Genomic DNA, 16,820 nt, shown 5'->3' on the forward strand with positions numbered 1-16,820 from the left:
AGTAAGTAGTATGAAGCAACCTAACATTTTCGTTAGGTTGCTCCATGTCTATAATTAGTAATTTGTATTAAATGAAACGTATTTTGTAATTAAATACGCTTCTAGACCGTATTTGCCACCTTCTTGACCAAGTCCACTTTCTTTCACTCCACCGAATGGGCTGTGGATGGCAAATGGAGCAGGGTCATTTATACCAACCATTCCATATTCTAATTCTTCCATCATTCTAAATGCACGGCCTAAATCCTTTGTGTAACAATATCCTACTAGACCATAATGAGTATGGTTTGCCTTTTCAATAATTGCTTCTTCACCTTCGAATGTAAAAATTGGAACAACTGGTCCAAATGTTTCCTCGTAGGAGATTAACATGTCTTCATTAGCATTGGAAATAATAGTAGGTTCGATAAAATAACCGTCTAATCCATTATCGTATTGTCCACCGCCACAGATAATTTCTCCGTTTTTCGCTTTAGCATCAGCAATCTGGTTCATAATTTTTTCGAAGGAATTACTATCGATAACAGGACCAACATTAACGTCTTCATCTAAACCATTGCCTATTTTTAATTTCTCTACTTTCTGTACAAGATTACTAGTAAACTCTTCAGCAATACTTTTTTCAACGTAAATTCTGTTTGTACTAACACAGGTTTGTCCAGAGTTAGTAAATTTTGTGGTTAAGACGCCATCTGTTGCAACTTCAATATCTGAATCAGCAAAGACAATAAATGGCGCGTGACCTCCAAGCTCCATTGAAGAGGCTTTAACGGTCTCAGCAGAGTCTCTTAGTAATAATTTTCCGACATCAGTAGAACCAGTAAAAGTGATTTTTTTAATGTCTTCATTCTTTGTTAATGTATTTCCAATTTCGCTAGCTTTACCTATAACAAGATTAACGACTCCTTTTGGCAAGCACGCTTTATGAAAGCATTCAAATACTTTAATCGCTGACAAAGGTGTAACAGATGCAGGTTTTAAGATTATTGTACAACCAGTTGCTATGGCAGGAGCGATTTTTCTTGTAATCATTGAAAACGGAAAGTTCCATGGAGTGATTGCTGCACATACACCAATTGGGCGTCTTATAACGAAGAGCTGTTTATCTTTTGCAGAAGCTGGAAGAACATCACCATATATGCGCTTTGCCTCTTCTGCATACCAATGTAAGAAAGCAATCCCGTCGTCTACTTCGTATCTTGCATCAGCAATGGGTTTACCGTTTTCTTTTGTAATAAGCTGTGCTAATTCTTCACTTTGTTCTTCTAGTAATCTGGCAGTTTCCTTCAAATAGGCAACGCGTTCTGTAAAAGTTGTTTTTTTCCAAGATTTAAAGGCCTGCTTTGCGCTTTTTATTGCTTCTTCTGTTTCCACTTTTCCTACTGTAGAAACAGTCTCGATAATCTCGTTAGTGGCAGGATTACGAACTTCCATTTTTGTTTCACTTTGTCGCCATTCTCCATTAATATAAACCATGTAAACACCTCATTTTTAATTATTATTTACTCATTTTGTAACAGACTAGTCTTATTAATTCAGACAACACAATAAATTTATTAGTTTTAAGCGGTTGCAATTAAGGCCTTGTCGGCAGATCTGAATAGATTTATATAATGATTAGTGCTTCTTCATAACCTCTCTTGATGTGTTTGATGCTGTCAAAAATATTTAAATCTGGATTATCATAAAATTCACTTTTAGGTTTATCTGATTGCAGTTCTGATTTAACTGGTTCATTGTGAACTCCCGTCAAGTAAACTTTTAAATTGGAGACTTTAAAAGTTTTGCCACTTCAAAGTCTGCACGGACAGTCTCAAAATTGAAAACATTTGGTGCATCTACTCCATAATTACCTTGTTTTGCCTGAACTAAAAAATTTTTATAAAAACCAACATTATATGCTCAGTCCTTTCTTTATACCGATTAGCAGCTTAATAGACTTACAACGATTAAAATATATAATATACAAGGATAATAAAAAAGTTTTATTGTGTTGGCGAAACTAGATACACAGGTGTAATTTTAGTGAATGTCTTACACTGTTGGATTAATTAGAAGAATTCTTATTTTAACTAAAAAAAATAATCCTTTGCATTGATATTTTAAACGTTTGTACGTATAATCATATTAAGATACAAAAAAAGTTTTGTCAAATTAATTATTCAGTCTATTTCAATTATTATGTTAGAATATACATGTGAATTATTAAAAATAGTGCTGTTGAATTAAAGAAGGAAGTGTAAGTTATGCAGAATTTCCATATAAAAGAGGACGATAAGTATTTTGATTACAAACTGTTAGCTGACCCAATTAAAAGAAGTTTACAAAAAATTAATAGAAATAATCCTTTGCCTTTATATCAACAACTTTATGATTCTCTTTATAAGGTTATTGTTAATAAAGAATTGGAACCGGGCAGCTTTTTTGCAACTGAAAGTTTATTGCAGGAAGAAACTCAAATGAGCAGAGCTACAATACGAAAAGCTCTTGAGGAATTAGTTAGACAAAAATATCTAATGAGAATTACCGGAAAAGGTACTTTTATTTCAATTAGCTATCCAGAGAGTCATATTGTTTTACCGAATTTAAAAAGCTTGTCTCAAGAACTGGAAGAAAAGGGTATGATCCCTGACAGCACTTTATTGCAAGCCAAAATAATACAACCTACAGAGGGAGTTGCTAAAAATTTAGACATAGATATGAATGATCAAGTCTTATTTATTGAGAGGATTCGTACAGGAAATGATATTCCAATTTTATATGTATGTGGATATATTCCATTAAATATTGGAATTACCGAGGATTTTAATATTCCTGGATCTTTATATTTCTTTATTGAGCAACAATGCGGTAAGGTTATTCGTTCTGCAACACATACGATAAATGCAACAATTATTAATGCAGAAGTAGCTGGACATTTAGGTATCAGTAAAAACTCAGCCGGTTTGTCGATGGAGCGTATTACTTACGATAATTATGGGGTACCAGTTCTTTATGAAACTGGTGTATTTCGAAACGATTTGTATAGCTATACTTTTTCCATGGAGAGAGATGACTAATATTTTAGATAGTGGGTAGAATACGTCAGTGATTTAAAGAAAAAAGGAATTTTGCACCGAAAAATCGATGCAAAATTCCTCTTTTTATTTGGGCTAATTAGTCCAGTCTCTTTAAATGTTATTCTCTGCAAAGCATCAAAATTAACGAGAGTAGAACTGCTTCATTGTAAAATGAAATGCAACAGCTAAAAAAATAGAAAGCCATCGTGAAACCACGTATAGTTAATGTTGACGAAAACAAATAAACATACGGAGGTAATTCACGATGACTCACTCTCATTCTAACACTGAAAAACGAAACTATACACATTTAACTGAAATTGAAAGAGGACAAATAGCTGCATACAGAGAGCAAGGTATGTCTTTAAGGGAAATTGGAGAGAAAATTGGGTGCGATCACAGTACAATATCTCGAGAACTAAAGCGGGGCACAGTCGAACAAATCGATACCAATCGTAAACCCTACAAGAAATACTTTCCTGATGCAGGAGCACGTGTTTATGAGGAGAACAGAAGAAACTGTGGTGCTCCCACTATCTTGATGGCTTCTTGGGAATTCATATTATTTGCTGAGGAGAAAATATTGAAAGACAACTGGTCACCCGACGTTGTTGTGGGTCATGCAAAAAAACGGGATGGATTCGATTCCGTCCCTTGCTCGAAAACGCTATATAACTGGATTGATAACAGTGATTTAAAAGTGAAGAATATGGATTTAGTTTTGAAACTACGTCGTAAAACGAAGTCTTCAAAATCAAAAAGTAATAAGAAAATCCTTGGAACGAGTATTGAAGAAAGACCAGAATCCATTGACACACGTGAGGAATTCGGGCATTGGGAAATTGATACTGTTCTTGGCCACAAATCTAAAGACCAGGCACTTCTAACTCTTGTAGAAAGAAAGACTCGTATGGCCATTGTCCAACGCATACCAGGTAAGAATGCACCCGAAGTAAGGGATGCTTTAGAAGGTATATTTCAAGAATACCCAAACGTTCAACAGACATTTAAAAGTATCACAGCTGATAACGGATCCGAGTTTAGTGAACTCAGCGAACAAGGAAAAGAAATGGAAATAGATGTTTATTTTGCGCATCCATATGCATCTTGGGAGAGAGGGACGAATGAACGTCATAATGGGCTACTCAGACGTTTTATAAAGAAAGGTCAACCCATCCATGCATACTCAGACCAGCACATTGCAGAAGTTGCCAATTGGATGAATACATCCCCCCGGAAAATATTAAACTACGAGACCCCGGAGGAAAACTTTGCGCAATTTGTTGATTGTGTGGCCTAGGCCACACAATCAACAAATTGACATAAAAAACCTTATATAGTGGTTTCACATAAAGTGTTGCATTTAATATTGCAATTTAGGGAATTATTTTTACTAGATTTAGAGACACAGGAAGTAGAGAGATTAACATATTTGAAAACAGCGGTAACCTCACCAGTATTTTTTCATGAGGACAATAAAATCGCTTTTCTGGAGAATACAAACTGGTCAGCGGAACCAGCTGAATATCGATTGATGACGATAGATACAGCAACTCACGATATCGAAGCAGTTGAACTGGATGCACCTCAATCAGAAGAAGATAATCAATTAATACAAATGCTGGATCGTGCGGTAAACAGCTTAACGGTTGCCATTCTGTATATATTACTGATGAGTCTGCTGAGTGTTTACCTTCTGCATTATGCTAGTAAAGCCTATCTGCCTTCTATCATTAGTTTTTCGCTTGGCATCCTGACATTTGCTGCGAGTTTTGTGGTAGCCGCAGCAGCTAATGCTTGGTATGGCATGGGGCTTGGGATGCTGGCTGCAGGAATCTTCGGCTGTTCTATTATTATCTTATTGTTTATATTTATTTATAAGCGTTTTGTAAAATAGATGGGTTGCAATCTTTCGGCAGATAAAAGCCACGCTAGCTTATTTTAAAATTGGAATAAGCTAGCGTGGTTTCGTATTTGCATGAAAGTTAAGCTGATTTATCCGATTGAGAGAACTTAACAGGTTCCTTACTCGATCAAAAATATTAGGGAACAGCTTCACTAATATACGGCTTAAGAGATTCGGTATAACACATCTCCCCATCCATTGTAACAACAATGCCTTCTATATCCTCTAACGCATCCAGCGCATCAATAATTTGGCGGGGAGACTTTCCGAATAAACGGCTTGTCCATATTTCGCCATCGACTGATTTTTTGGATACAATGGTTAATCCGGCAATTTCTGATTCAATCGGATAGCCGGTGCGAGGGTCCAAAATATGGTGGTATGTCTGGTTATCCTTCGTGAAGTTTCTTTCGTAAATGCCAGAGGTAACCACAGATTGATTTAGAGCGTTTAACACAGCGATATACTTCCCGCGCGGCAGGAGCGGGTGTTGAATGCCGATGCGCCAGTAGCCATCCGCTTGATTTGGGGAATTTCCATGAGTGATGACATTTCCACCTAAATTAATCAGGGCTTCCGATACGTCCATCGATTCCAAATCCTGAATCAGAAGGTCGGCAATAAATCCTTTTGCCAGGGCGCCTAAATCAATAAACATCCCCGTGTGTTTTAAAAATACGGTTTGTTCTTCCTCATTAAGAATAATGTTTTCAGCGTTTGTTTTGCTGAGCAAGGATGCAATGGTTTTCGGCGAGGGAACATTCGCATCTTCAAATCCAATGCGCCAAGCTTGAACAAGGGGGCCGATGGTAATGTTTAACGCACTGTCTGCCGGAGTACTGTGTTTCTTTCCGATTTTGATCAATTGGTACAAGCTCGGATTAACCTTTACCGGCTTTATCCCTGCATTTTGGTTTACTTCCATCAGCTCTGAGCTTGCATCGTGCGCACTAAAACGTTTCTCGTATTCTGTTAATCGAAGAATCAATTCATCCAAAATAAAATCTGCATAGTCATGCTGAACAGATAATTGGATAATTGTCCCCATCCTATGTATTTCACGTGTTTGCATTGTCATACTTGTCACCCTTTTGCATTAGGATACGTTGAATAGACGAAAGGATACCTGTCAGAAAATAGCTTCGATTTTCATGAAGAATCATTCTGCAGCAGCATCGTCTATAAATCAAATAAAGGTTGGAGACAGCACTTGAAAAAGAGGCCGTGTTGACCTCTTTTTCATGAACAAGCTTTAGCTTTTAACTGTTGCTCCAGCTACGGTATCTACTTTCGAAGTCGCTCCGGATACGGCATCGACACCGCCTCCAGTTAGTTGTTGGCCAGTTTGTTCTAAATACCAGTCAATGATTGGCTGGATATCTTGTACATATTCATTGATGCCAATATAATTATCTTCATCATCACGTACGGCCTGATAGCTGTGTACAACAAATTTATCTGGTCCATGGGTAGGAACCTGCGTCCGTACGACATCCTGTTTTCCGGTACGTAATTGCTGAATGACCCAGGAAACGCCGCTAAATACTCTTTCCGGGTGACATTCTGCTAATGGGCTTCCCACTTGTTCCGGTCTGCGTCCTGCCAGCATATCTTCTTTTTCCATGGTGTGGTTATAGAATAAGAATTGGTTATTGCTATCTGCATAAGTCAATTCAGCAGGCATGGAATTTAAGAAATGATTGAGCTGGTTAACGGTTAAAAGCCCGCGATTTAATTTAACGTAGGTATTGCCTTCCACGGCTTGTGTTGCGTCGGCAGCTTGTTCCAGCCAGTCATCGGCGGACATATCGATGCCTTCCACCGTCGTATCAATTGCCCCGGTAGCATATAAATCCTCTGTGTCGGATACATCCTGCATTCCTTCAGGTGCATGGATAACCTTGACCACATTGATAAAACGGATAAATTTCTTGATACACGTTTCTAAGAATTGAGCTGTCTGCGCATCTTTCAGGTTTTCGTCTTCATCAAATGCATCATAGACTTCACCTAATAGAAACTCATTACCCGGCATAACGATAGCATTTACTCCAGGTGCGTCTAATATTTGCCGCAAATGTAATTGGGACCGTGAAGACCCCTGAACATCATAAGAAGCTCCCACAATCATTACCGGTTTTTCATCAAGCGGATGTATTTTAAACGATAACCATTCTAAGACACTCTGTAATGCCGATGGGATGGAGTGGTTATATTCCGGTGTAGCAATAATGACGCCATCTGCCTGCATAATTTTATTATTTAAATTTTGAATCACTTCACTATTGGTTTGATCATCTGATTGGTTAAACATTGGGACATCTTTAATATCCAGTACTTCCACATCAACTAATTTCTTGAAATTTTTTGCGATAAAGTTTAACAATATACGGTTATAAGAAAATTCAGCATTTGATCCTACGATTCCAACAAGTTTCATCAATATACCCCCTAGTAATTAATTGGTCTCCCATGAGAAGTTTGCTGCTTGCTTCTGATGCGTTTCATTCGCATTGACTAATTGATTCGTGATATCCACAAAATGTACAAAATCATTAAAAATTTGTTCGAGTTCTTCTATTTTTTGTGGGTCCTTTAACGTGCCATTATCATCAAAAGTCTGTAACGAATAACCAATCAAAAATTCAGAACTTGGCATAATGCGTGCTTTCAATTCAGGTGCATCCAGCATTTGCCGCAAATGACTTTGTGCGCGGGAAGAGCCTAATCTGCCATAGGAAGCTCCAGTCAGCATAACAGGCTTATCAATTAATGCCTGATTTGTATAAGATAACCATTCTAACGCGCTTTTTAAAATGGCTGGTACGGAATGGTTGTATTCCGGTGAACTGATAATCACGCCATCTGCTTCTCTGATTTTATCCGCAAGTTTTTGTACTTCCTCAGGTGCTGTCTTGTCTTCCGGCTTATTAAAAGCAGGTAAATGTTTAATTTCGAAAATTTCAATTTCAGCTTGATCTGCAAAATGTTTTTGAATAAATTGCAGTAAAATGCGATTCGTAGAATAATCCGAATTTGTTCCTAGAATACTTAGAAATTTTTTCATTTTATTGCTCCTTTCTTATTTAGAAAAAAAGAATGTGAATTACATCACAATTTAATTATAATACGTTTAATCTGGAAATACAAGAGGATGTGAGGAAATGTTTTAAATTATAAGATTTATTTTAAAAGTGTAATAGATAGTGCTAAGATAATGTATAAAATAATATTTAGAATGGTTGTAATGGCTCGTATTATATTTTATTGAGAACGCTTTCTTTAATCTGGTCGTTTTTCCGCTTATATGTAGATAGAAAACATTATAATTTTGATATAACCTACCTTTTTATTTTGAAACATTATGGGGGAGTTTCATAAAATTAAAATCAACAGGAGCAGGATACAGGGGAGGGAACATGAATAAAGCTTCACTTTATAATAAAAGCATTATATTTATCAACTTGTGAAAAGAGGTTCTGATTGCTAAAATTAGTTCAATAGTTTGCAAGCATACTTTTTATAGAAATAAATGATATATATTTTTGTGTGTGAATGATTGTTCTTAATTTAACGATTAAATTAGTTCTACATAAAGGCGATGTAATACAAGGAGTGAATTTGTTGCAGATTAGAAAAGCAAGTAAAGAAGATATAAAATCCATAGCTAAAGTTTACGTTGATGGCTGGAAAACTACATATAAAGGTTTCGTACCGGATAATTATTTGGAAAGTTTAGCATATGGGGAAGCAGAGCAAAAGTGGATGTCATTTTTAAGTAGTGAAAATGACCCTTTTATTTATATAGCAGTTAATGAAGAAGGAAAAACGATAGGTTTTGCAGCAGGAAAACGCCTGAATCACGACAAATTTGACGGAGAGCTATATGCGCTTTATTTATTGCCAAAAAGTAGAGGAACAGGGACAGGAAGGCAATTGGTTTCAGTTATTGCCAAGCATTTGATAGAACAAGGCGTGAATTCGATGATGGTATGGGTGATGGAACAAAATAGGTCCGGGCTTGGTTTCTACGAACGTATGGGAGGCAAGGCGTATCTTCGCAGGAAAAATGAAGTCGGAGGAATGCTGGTAGAGGATGTAGCTTATGGCTGGGAAGATGTTTCGGCATTATGCAGAGAGGAATAACACGATATCTTGTCAGGAAAAATTGCCTGATTCGATACGTATAAAATTCTTGGTGTTTAAACAAAAGGAGAATCAAAATGGAAGTAGTATATATTGCAGGCGGATGCCTATGGGGAGTACAAGCTTTTATAAAAACATTACCTGGAGTTACGTTCACGGAAGCGGGGAGAGCGAATGGAACAAGTTACACACTTGAGGGGGATTATGATGGGTATGCCGAGTGTGTAAAAACAGGCTTTGATCCAGAGGTTATAACCATTAAAGAATTAATGAAATATTTTTTTGAGATTATTGATCCTTACAGTTTGAATAAACAAGGGCAGGATGTCGGCGAGAAATATAGAACAGGAGTATATAGTGAGACTCCGGAGCATTTAAAAGAGGCGACGGCGTTTCTTAGGAATAGGGATGATTATGAACGTATCGTGGTTGAAGTCTTGCCTCTTACCAACTATGTGAAAAGTGCAGCGGAGCATCAAGACAGGCTGGATAGATGTCCAAATGATTATTGCCATATTCCAGAAGAAATGTTAAGTAAATATAAATAAGGGAAAGGACTTAAATATGGTTTTCGGTCTCTGTTGGATGGTACGCTAAATAGGGACGAGGCGTTTTTTAGAGAACTTAGAATACAAATAGGATGATAAAGGGTGTGGAATGATGAAAGCAATTATTTTTGATTTTGACGGGACGCTTGCTGATACATTACCGGTTTGTTTCTATGCGTTTCAAGCTGTGTTTAAGGAATTTGACAATAAGGAGGTCACCTCCGATGAAGTAAAGGCGATGTTCGGTCCTTCTGAAACAGGAATCATCAAAGAAAATCTGCTGGACTCCAATCAGGATGAAGCAATTGAATTATATTATGATAAATATAGTGAAAAGCATCGAGAGCTTGTTGTTGAAAATGAGGAAATGAACGATTTGCTCCGTTTTTTAAAAAAAGAAGGATATCAATTAGGGATTGTAACAGGGAAAGCAAGAAGAAGTCTGATTATATCTTTAGATTGTCTTCAAATGAATGATTTGTTTGATGTGATTATAACGGGTGATGATGTTACGATGCCCAAGCCTCATCCAGAGGGATTAAACAAGGCATTGGTAAAGCTGCACATAAAAAACACGGAGGCTGTATTTTTAGGGGATAGCGATGCGGATATTCAGGCCGGTAAACAAGCAGACGTAAATACAATCGGAGTACAATGGCTGCCAAATTATCAAACGTTAGAATTTCGTGTTCAACCAGACCTGCTGCTAAACAACGTGAATGAATTTCTGGAATGGTTAAAAAAATGAAGAAAGGGATGATTGTTAATTAGTTTCTATTTAACAATGTGGTTATTTATTTTTAGAAGGAGGAGTGCTGAAAATGACAAACAATCGTTTTGAAGAAGTTTATTCTCAAGGGAAAATGAAGAATACGAAGATTATTCGTGATAATGAGAATGGTGTTTTGTATATGCTGCATCAAGAAGGCTATGGAGCAGGGCTGACTGTTATGGTGGATCAGGAAGGTAACCCCTTAGTGGACAAGGATTTTAATTAGAATAGAAATGATTATAATCGTATGGTGGTTGAAGTCTTGCCGCATACAAATTACGTAAGAAGCGCTGAGGAACTTCAAGAGAGATTAAGCAGGCGCCCAAATAACTATTGTCATATTCCAAAAGAAATATGAAATAAATATAAGGGTTAAACTCTGAATTTTTTCCTTACTATTTTCTGAGGAACAAAAGGCACGCTTCTCCATTCGTAATTAGAATAAGCAAGCGTGCTTTTTAAATAGATTTGGCAAAACTGGAAATGGTTTCTCTCTTAGCTGCCAAACAAAAAATAATCTAAGAGGTGTTTGAATACTATTCGCTTTTTGGTTATTCCATTTATCACGATTGGCAAACAATCAACTTATAATCATCATGATAACTACAATAAACAGAAGAACTAAATAGATTTTGGAAAAGAGTTTATCAGATAATTTTTGAGCCCAGGATCTGCCGATAGGCACTCCAATAAATCCGCCGAGGGTAAATCCAATAAGCGCAGGTATGTATATGAATCCTATCGTTGATGAAGGCATCGCATCTATCTTCAATCCTGTAACTAAATAAGCGAAAGCTCCTACGATAGCAATCGGCAGACCTAATGGAGTAGCCAAAGCTACAGCATGTATCATGCGCATCCCTCTATTTCTGAGATAAGGAATGGTCATTGTGCTTCCGCCAATACCTAATAGAGTGGAAAGAAATCCAATGCCTATCCCGATAAAAGAAGCGGAACGCTGCTTAGGCAGACGAAATGCTTGTTCTTCGATTTCTCTTGTGAACGATTTTTTTAGCATGTTCGAAATCAAGACATAAATTAATAGGCCGATAAATGCATACCTGAGAAAATCGCTCTCAATGTAGACTGCAAGCACGCCGCCTATTAAAGAACCTATTGCAATATATCCTGCTAATCGTTTAAAGACAGACCATGTCACATTGCCTTTTTTGGCATGGTTATATGTTGAATTAAATGAATTTATAATCATAACCGCTAATGATGTACCAATCGCAGTATGCATTAAATACTCGCTTGGAATGGAATCGGGTAAAAATGCAAATAAGATTGGTACGACGACGATTCCGCCTCCAAAACCAAACATGCTTGATAGCACACCAATTAAAATACCGATTAATGAAAACATTAAAAATGAAAATCCCACTAACAATCATCTCTCTTTACTTATATTCATTTGGATTATTTCTTAGATTCTATTAAATCACAAATTGAATGGTGTTACCATAAGGCATTGTGTTGTCTGACCAGTTCAAACTTCACCGGCTATTTGTGCTTTTGTATTTTTGTCCGTGTTCGATAGCGCAAGAGAAAGGATGATGAATACGTAGAAAATAACAAACTAACCACTTGTACTCTATGCAAATCAGCAATTCATGCCTGATAAAGGGGCAAGGAATCCTTCTGCACTCATCCCTCCCGATTTTTCATAATTGGAATGCCTGTGTTAATATTTAGTATTAGAGAGCAATGTTCATCCTTGCTGACACGTTATTAAACTATCAATTAACATGCGCCAATTCACTCTTTTGTAAAGCTGTATTATCGGAGAAAGGAAGTTTTTAAATGAAAAATAATACTAAATTTTTAATGGGCATGTTAGCATTTGTATTTGTTATATTGACTGCTTGTGGAAATGTAACAGAGGATTCGGATGCGGAGTCCAATCGCCTGTCATCAGATAATGATGTGATGCAAAACGAAAATGACAATTTACCTGGACAAGAAAGTACACAAGATTCATCTCCTATCGACCCAGAAACAGAAACCGATTCTTTTTCAGATTGGAAAGGAAAAAGCCAAGATGAATCAGCGGAGGAACAGAGCCAGGAAGAGCCTTTGGAAGAATATGTTCCCAATGAAGATGATGTTGTATACAAAAATAATGAGTTGAAAAATAAAGATATCCTTGAAGCGTTTATGGAGACTGCGGGAGAAAATGGACAGGATAATGAAAGTGAAATCAGAGCGGTGAAGGACGAAGGGACTCAAGGTGTACTTATATATGATTTGAAATCCGGATAGATATTATGATGTTATAAAAGGCTCTTCCCCGACTGAGAAAGAAATAAAATCAACGAAAAAATACCAAAAATGATAAAACGAAACTTTACTCAGTGGGAGTTTTTCGATGTACAACTCTTTACGATCGGACGAATAACCACAGTCCCACAACCCTAGAACGTCGCTAACTTAATCTGTTTCCTTCATACTCCCACTGCATTAGCCCTAAGTGATTCAGGGAGTTAGCTCACCTGAACTTCCGCCTAAATAAAGTTTCTTTTACGGACGATTCTCTGTGATAAAGAAGATTAAAAAAGAGAAAAAAAGGTCACTTACATTATAACCCCGAATTATTCATACCTGTAGATTAGAGATACAAACGAAAATTTGTAGTTTATGATTTCTATTTTAAGCGAAAAAAGCTAAAATATCGTAGGAAGCTGGAGGTAAATAGTATTCACAAGAAAAAACAACCGTTTTTGGACAGATTTATCCCTTGGTCTTCCAAGGAATAAAAAGTTTCTTTTTACAATCACTCCAACTGAAGCTATAGTAAAGAGGTATTTGAATGCAAGTCAAAGCAATTCAAAAACGAGACAAGCTTGGCTGAGAAGCAAGTGCATCTTTTCCCATGATTTGCGTAAATACCGGATGGTGCATCAGGACATCTGCTGCATCCTCTTCTGCATATCCAGCGATGATTTGATAGATTTTCTGACGAAGTAAATCTTCATTCGCATACATGTAGCAGCGCAGTTCATTGGTAAGCTGTAAATATTATTCTGCCAAGGCCGCAGAGAATCCGATTTTTTCATCCAATTCACGGAAAATCATTTCACCAGTATCGGAGGATAATTCGCCTCCATCAAGAGAAAGTTTTATTTTATGATTAAAATCAAGTGTGATTTGCGGTAAAGCAGCCATTATTAGAACCCTTTCTATTGGTTATTTGCTGGCGCTTTTAACCTTAATAGAAACGGGTTCTTTTTCATTTATTTGATGCAGCTTATAACTGTCACAATTACTTGGGAGGTATGAGATAACAAGCTATTTAGTTTTTTTGAATCGTTGATTGTTTTCGAACCTTCATAAAAATCCTGTCAACGCCATGTTCTGTAAATGACGTATGGAAGAAAGCATCTTTTGCAGGAAGATTGTATCATTTCCGAATCCCGCGACGTCTTTCTATCATAAAATAACATCTGGTGTTTCAGGCAAAATCTGTCCGCCATCTATAACAAGTGACTGACCGGTAATATATTTTGCTTCTTCTGATGCAAAGAAAGAAACTGTTGTTCCGATGTCTTCTGGGTCTCCTAATCGTTTCATTGGGACAGCTTCCGCGCCTTTTTCACTTAACACACCCAGTTCCTTTTTCAAGGTTTCAGTAGCAATCATTCCAGGTTGAACCGCATTAACCGTAACGCCATATGGTGCATACTCCAAAGCCGCATTACGCATAAATCCAAGAATCCCTGTTTTGGTTGCCCCATAGATCGAACCGCCCGGATATCCGGTAATATCACCCGTGATTGATGATGTCAGGATGACTCGGCCGTAATTTTGCTTCTTCATCGCTTCTAATACCGGTTTGGCAGTGAAGAACATTCCTTTCAAGTTAATGCTTTGAATTTTATCCCAATCTTCTTCTGTCATGTCTGCAATGGATACATCCGGGTAGATCCCTGTATTTGCAGCCAGAATATCGATTCTTTCATGTTTTTTTAAAATATCCTGAACAACCCGTTCCGCATTATTTTTGTCCGTCACGTCTAATTTATGAAATTCACCACTCACTTCTGCAGCCACTTTCTTCCCTGCTTCTTCATCGATGTCACAGATCATAACGGTTGCTCCAGCTTTTGCTAACGTCTCCACAATACCTTTACCAATCCCATTTGCTCCACCGGTGACCATAGCGATTCTACGAGTTAAATCAAACATTATATCCCTGCCTTTCAGAATTATTTATACTCATAGATTATCAAGAAACATCGAAAAACTCCATATTTGTGCATACAATACTTGCCTATAACACATTTGATATGGAACATAAAACCCTTGTATTCCTAGGGTGTCAAACTAATGACGATTACTTAACTGCTTTCCAATTGCTTTATATTTCAAATTATTTGATTCTCTTATCCACTAGCAAATAACACCCACTAATCATCAGATGCTAGGCTTACATAAATAAGTAGTTCAGTGTAAACTGAATGTTATAGAATTAATTGAAAAGGATTCTTAAACGGGGGAGTATAACTGGTTATAAAATATTAAATTTAGGGGAAATGAGCATGAGACGTATAGAAGCAATCTTTTTAGATCGTGATGGAACAATTGGCGGGGATGACACGGTTCATTATCCAGGCGAATTTGAACTTTTTCCATATGTAGAGAAGGGAATCAAGAGATTAAAACAAGACAATATAAAAATTTTCTCATTTACCAATCAACCCGGAATTTCAAATGGTTTAGCCAAAAGACAGGATTTCGTACAGGAATTAAAAGGTTTCGGTTTCAATGATGTATATATATGCCCGCATAGACATGACGAAGGGTGTTCCTGCAGAAAGCCGAATACAGGTATGTTAATGGAAGCACAGCAAAAACACGAATTGACGCTTGAAAACTGTGTCGTTGTAGGAGACCGATGGAGTGATATAGTTGCCGCAGCAAAGGTGGGGAGTATTAAAATTCTTGTTAAAACTGGGGCTGGAAAGTCTTCCCTAAATGAGCATTTCGATAAATTAAATGATGTAAACATTGATTACATAGCTAATGATTTTAAAGACACTATAAGTTGGTTGTATCGTAATTTTATTTTAAGCAATAGATTATGAAGTTTATTTCATAAAAGGGCATGATTGTTTAACAATGATAAGTAGTAAATGTCTAACCTTTTCACAAAAAGGAATCTACAAAAAAGAGCTTCCTAAAAGTTAAAATTGTATCTACTGCACATAAAGTTATCATTTCTCAACAGCTTTTGTAGTATGGAGTATAGGGTTTATATAATTGCTAATTACGGGCAATTTCTAGATTAAGAAACGAAATTAAATAAAAGGAGAGATTAAATGTTTCCTGTATTAGAGACAGAAAGGCTGGAATTACGAGAATTAATAAAGGAAGATGCAAAAGGCATTTTTGCTTGTTTTTCAAATGATAAGGTAACACGTTTTTATGGACAGGAAACATTGAAAAACATGGAAGAGGCAGAAAAATTCGTGGACTTCTTCTCAAAAAACTATAATGAAAAAAGAGGCATCCGATGGGGAATTGAACGGAAAGGAGCTTCCGGTATAATTGGAACGATTGGCTTTAATGCCTGGTCTCCAAAACATAAACGGGCTGAAATTGGTTACGAAATTCACCCGGAACAATGGAGAAAAGGATATACTTCAGAAGCTGTATCTAAAGTTCTTTCATATGGATTTGCTCATATGGGTTTAACTCGTATAGGTGCTGTTGTATTTATTGAAAATGTAGCATTAAATAAATTATTAGAAAAGGCAGGCTTTCAAAAAGAGGGAGTTTTAAGAGATTATATGTATCAAGGTGGAAAAGCATATGATACAAATGTTTATTCTCTTCTTAGGAAGTAATCTTCTGGGATAGAATGCAATACCTTAATAAAGACCGGCGTTTAACGTTGAAGAAAAAGAGTAATTAGTGGAATAAGGATGATTGAACTAACCAACAGGTGTATGCGAATAAGTAAGAGAGCAGGCGGTTTGATTGTTTCGGTTCACAGTGTTTTTAGTGCATGTATTCTTATTTTTATTAGCTACTGTTATTGGGGTGTATGGTAAATATAACCCCTCTGCCCGGGTATCAGATAAATCCTATGGAGTTTGGTTTTCAGCTATCGTCATTTTTAATGTACTTGTCATAGTCTCTGCTTTTGTGCAGTTGAGGGTAAGAAAAATATGGTTATTTTTAATAGCGGTGATAGGTTTAATTTTTTTTTTAATCTACTTTTTACCACAGATTGTGCTTTATTTGGAGAGTTTATTTTAAAGTGGATATTGATTTTCCAGAATCGGGATTGATTGTAAAACAAACAGGGTAACATGTAAGAAATAAAAAATTGTTATTATTTTGATTTTGGAAGTTAGAGAACAAATATTTTTTCAATTACTAAATAA

General features: G+C 36.6%; 16 protein-coding genes and 2 pseudogenes. 11 read left to right on the forward strand and 7 right to left on the reverse strand.

What is annotated here, in order from left to right; translation table 11 throughout:
* Positions 1–54: 54 nt before the first annotated feature.
* Positions 55–1,476, reverse strand: a complete 1,422-nt coding sequence (locus tag MKY45_RS04690; protein WP_341172597.1) for an NAD-dependent succinate-semialdehyde dehydrogenase — start codon at positions 1,474–1,476, stop codon at positions 55–57.
* Between the two features lie 770 nt (positions 1,477–2,246).
* On the opposite strand from MKY45_RS04690, the gene MKY45_RS04695 reads away from it, so the two are divergent.
* The 3 genes from MKY45_RS04695 (at position 2,247) to MKY45_RS04705 (ending at position 4,956) form a co-directional block, all read left to right on the forward strand.
* Positions 2,247–3,059 carry a GntR family transcriptional regulator gene (locus MKY45_RS04695; RefSeq protein ID WP_341172598.1) on the forward strand — a complete coding sequence of 271 codons (813 nt, stop codon included), beginning with the start codon at positions 2,247–2,249 and terminating at the stop codon, positions 3,057–3,059.
* 265 nt (positions 3,060–3,324) lie between these two features.
* Positions 3,325–4,359, forward strand: a complete 1,035-nt coding sequence (locus tag MKY45_RS04700) for an IS30 family transposase (protein WP_341172599.1) — start codon at positions 3,325–3,327, stop codon at positions 4,357–4,359.
* A 54-nt stretch (positions 4,360–4,413) separates the two neighbouring features.
* Positions 4,414–4,956: a hypothetical protein gene (locus tag MKY45_RS04705; RefSeq protein ID WP_341172600.1), complete on the forward strand. Its 543-nt coding sequence runs from the start codon at positions 4,414–4,416 to the stop codon at positions 4,954–4,956.
* 145 nt (positions 4,957–5,101) lie between these two features.
* Here MKY45_RS04705 and MKY45_RS04710 read toward each other — a convergent pair whose 3' ends face one another.
* From MKY45_RS04710 to MKY45_RS04720, 3 genes are all read right to left on the reverse strand, one after another.
* The gene (locus MKY45_RS04710) at positions 5,102–6,043 is read right to left on the reverse strand and encodes an FAD:protein FMN transferase (protein WP_341172601.1); all 942 of its coding nucleotides are present in this window, start codon (positions 6,041–6,043) and stop codon (positions 5,102–5,104) included.
* Positions 6,044–6,217: 174 nt separating this feature from the next.
* A complete protein-coding gene (locus MKY45_RS04715) occupies positions 6,218–7,405 on the reverse strand; it encodes an NAD(P)H-dependent oxidoreductase (protein WP_341172602.1) in 1,188 nt (395 codons plus the stop codon).
* An 18-nt stretch (positions 7,406–7,423) separates the two neighbouring features.
* On the reverse strand, positions 7,424–8,032 hold the full coding sequence (locus tag MKY45_RS04720; RefSeq protein ID WP_341172603.1) for an NADPH-dependent FMN reductase: 609 nt from the start codon (positions 8,030–8,032) through the stop codon (positions 7,424–7,426).
* A gap of 557 nt (positions 8,033–8,589) precedes the next feature.
* Here MKY45_RS04720 and MKY45_RS04725 point away from each other — a divergent pair.
* From MKY45_RS04725 to MKY45_RS04745, 5 genes and pseudogenes are all read left to right on the forward strand, one after another.
* A complete protein-coding gene (locus MKY45_RS04725) occupies positions 8,590–9,111 on the forward strand; it encodes a GNAT family N-acetyltransferase (protein ID WP_445667619.1) in 522 nt (173 codons plus the stop codon).
* A 77-nt stretch (positions 9,112–9,188) separates the two neighbouring features.
* The gene (locus MKY45_RS04730) at positions 9,189–9,659 is read left to right on the forward strand and encodes a peptide-methionine (S)-S-oxide reductase (RefSeq protein ID WP_341172605.1); all 471 of its coding nucleotides are present in this window, start codon (positions 9,189–9,191) and stop codon (positions 9,657–9,659) included.
* A 109-nt stretch (positions 9,660–9,768) separates the two neighbouring features.
* The gene (locus MKY45_RS04735; RefSeq protein WP_341172606.1) at positions 9,769–10,407 is read left to right on the forward strand and encodes an HAD family hydrolase; all 639 of its coding nucleotides are present in this window, start codon (positions 9,769–9,771) and stop codon (positions 10,405–10,407) included.
* Between the two features lie 73 nt (positions 10,408–10,480).
* Positions 10,481–10,657: a DUF6440 family protein gene (locus MKY45_RS04740; protein ID WP_175297035.1), complete on the forward strand. Its 177-nt coding sequence runs from the start codon at positions 10,481–10,483 to the stop codon at positions 10,655–10,657.
* 3 nt (positions 10,658–10,660) lie between these two features.
* Positions 10,661–10,789: pseudogene (locus MKY45_RS04745) on the forward strand (peptide-methionine (S)-S-oxide reductase); the annotation flags it as partial.
* A gap of 222 nt (positions 10,790–11,011) precedes the next feature.
* Here the strand turns inward: MKY45_RS04745 and MKY45_RS04750 are convergent.
* Entirely contained in the window at positions 11,012–11,797 is a 786-nt protein-coding gene (locus MKY45_RS04750) for a sulfite exporter TauE/SafE family protein (RefSeq protein WP_193063974.1), read from the reverse strand.
* A gap of 437 nt (positions 11,798–12,234) precedes the next feature.
* Here MKY45_RS04750 and MKY45_RS04755 point away from each other — a divergent pair, with 437 nt between their 5' ends.
* Positions 12,235–12,693, forward strand: a complete 459-nt coding sequence (locus MKY45_RS04755) for a hypothetical protein (RefSeq protein WP_341172607.1) — start codon at positions 12,235–12,237, stop codon at positions 12,691–12,693.
* Between the two features lie 567 nt (positions 12,694–13,260).
* On the opposite strand, the pseudogene MKY45_RS04760 reads toward MKY45_RS04755, so the two are convergent.
* Positions 13,261–13,596 (reverse strand): annotated as a pseudogene (locus tag MKY45_RS04760) (transposase); the annotation flags it as partial.
* Between the two features lie 264 nt (positions 13,597–13,860).
* Entirely contained in the window at positions 13,861–14,616 is a 756-nt protein-coding gene (locus MKY45_RS04765; protein ID WP_341172608.1) for an SDR family NAD(P)-dependent oxidoreductase, read from the reverse strand.
* Between the two features lie 353 nt (positions 14,617–14,969).
* On the opposite strand from MKY45_RS04765, the gene MKY45_RS04770 reads away from it, so the two are divergent.
* Complete coding sequence (locus MKY45_RS04770) at positions 14,970–15,515, forward strand: HAD-IIIA family hydrolase (protein WP_341172609.1); 546 nt, start codon at positions 14,970–14,972, stop codon at positions 15,513–15,515.
* A 234-nt stretch (positions 15,516–15,749) separates the two neighbouring features.
* Entirely contained in the window at positions 15,750–16,277 is a 528-nt protein-coding gene (locus tag MKY45_RS04775; RefSeq protein WP_332093860.1) for a GNAT family N-acetyltransferase, read from the forward strand.
* Positions 16,278–16,820: the final 543 nt, after the last annotated feature.

The sequence above is a fragment of the Oceanobacillus sp. FSL K6-0251 genome (assembly GCF_038004725.1).
In the GTDB taxonomy this organism is placed as follows: Bacteria; Bacillota; Bacilli; order Bacillales; family Amphibacillaceae; genus Oceanobacillus; species Oceanobacillus oncorhynchi.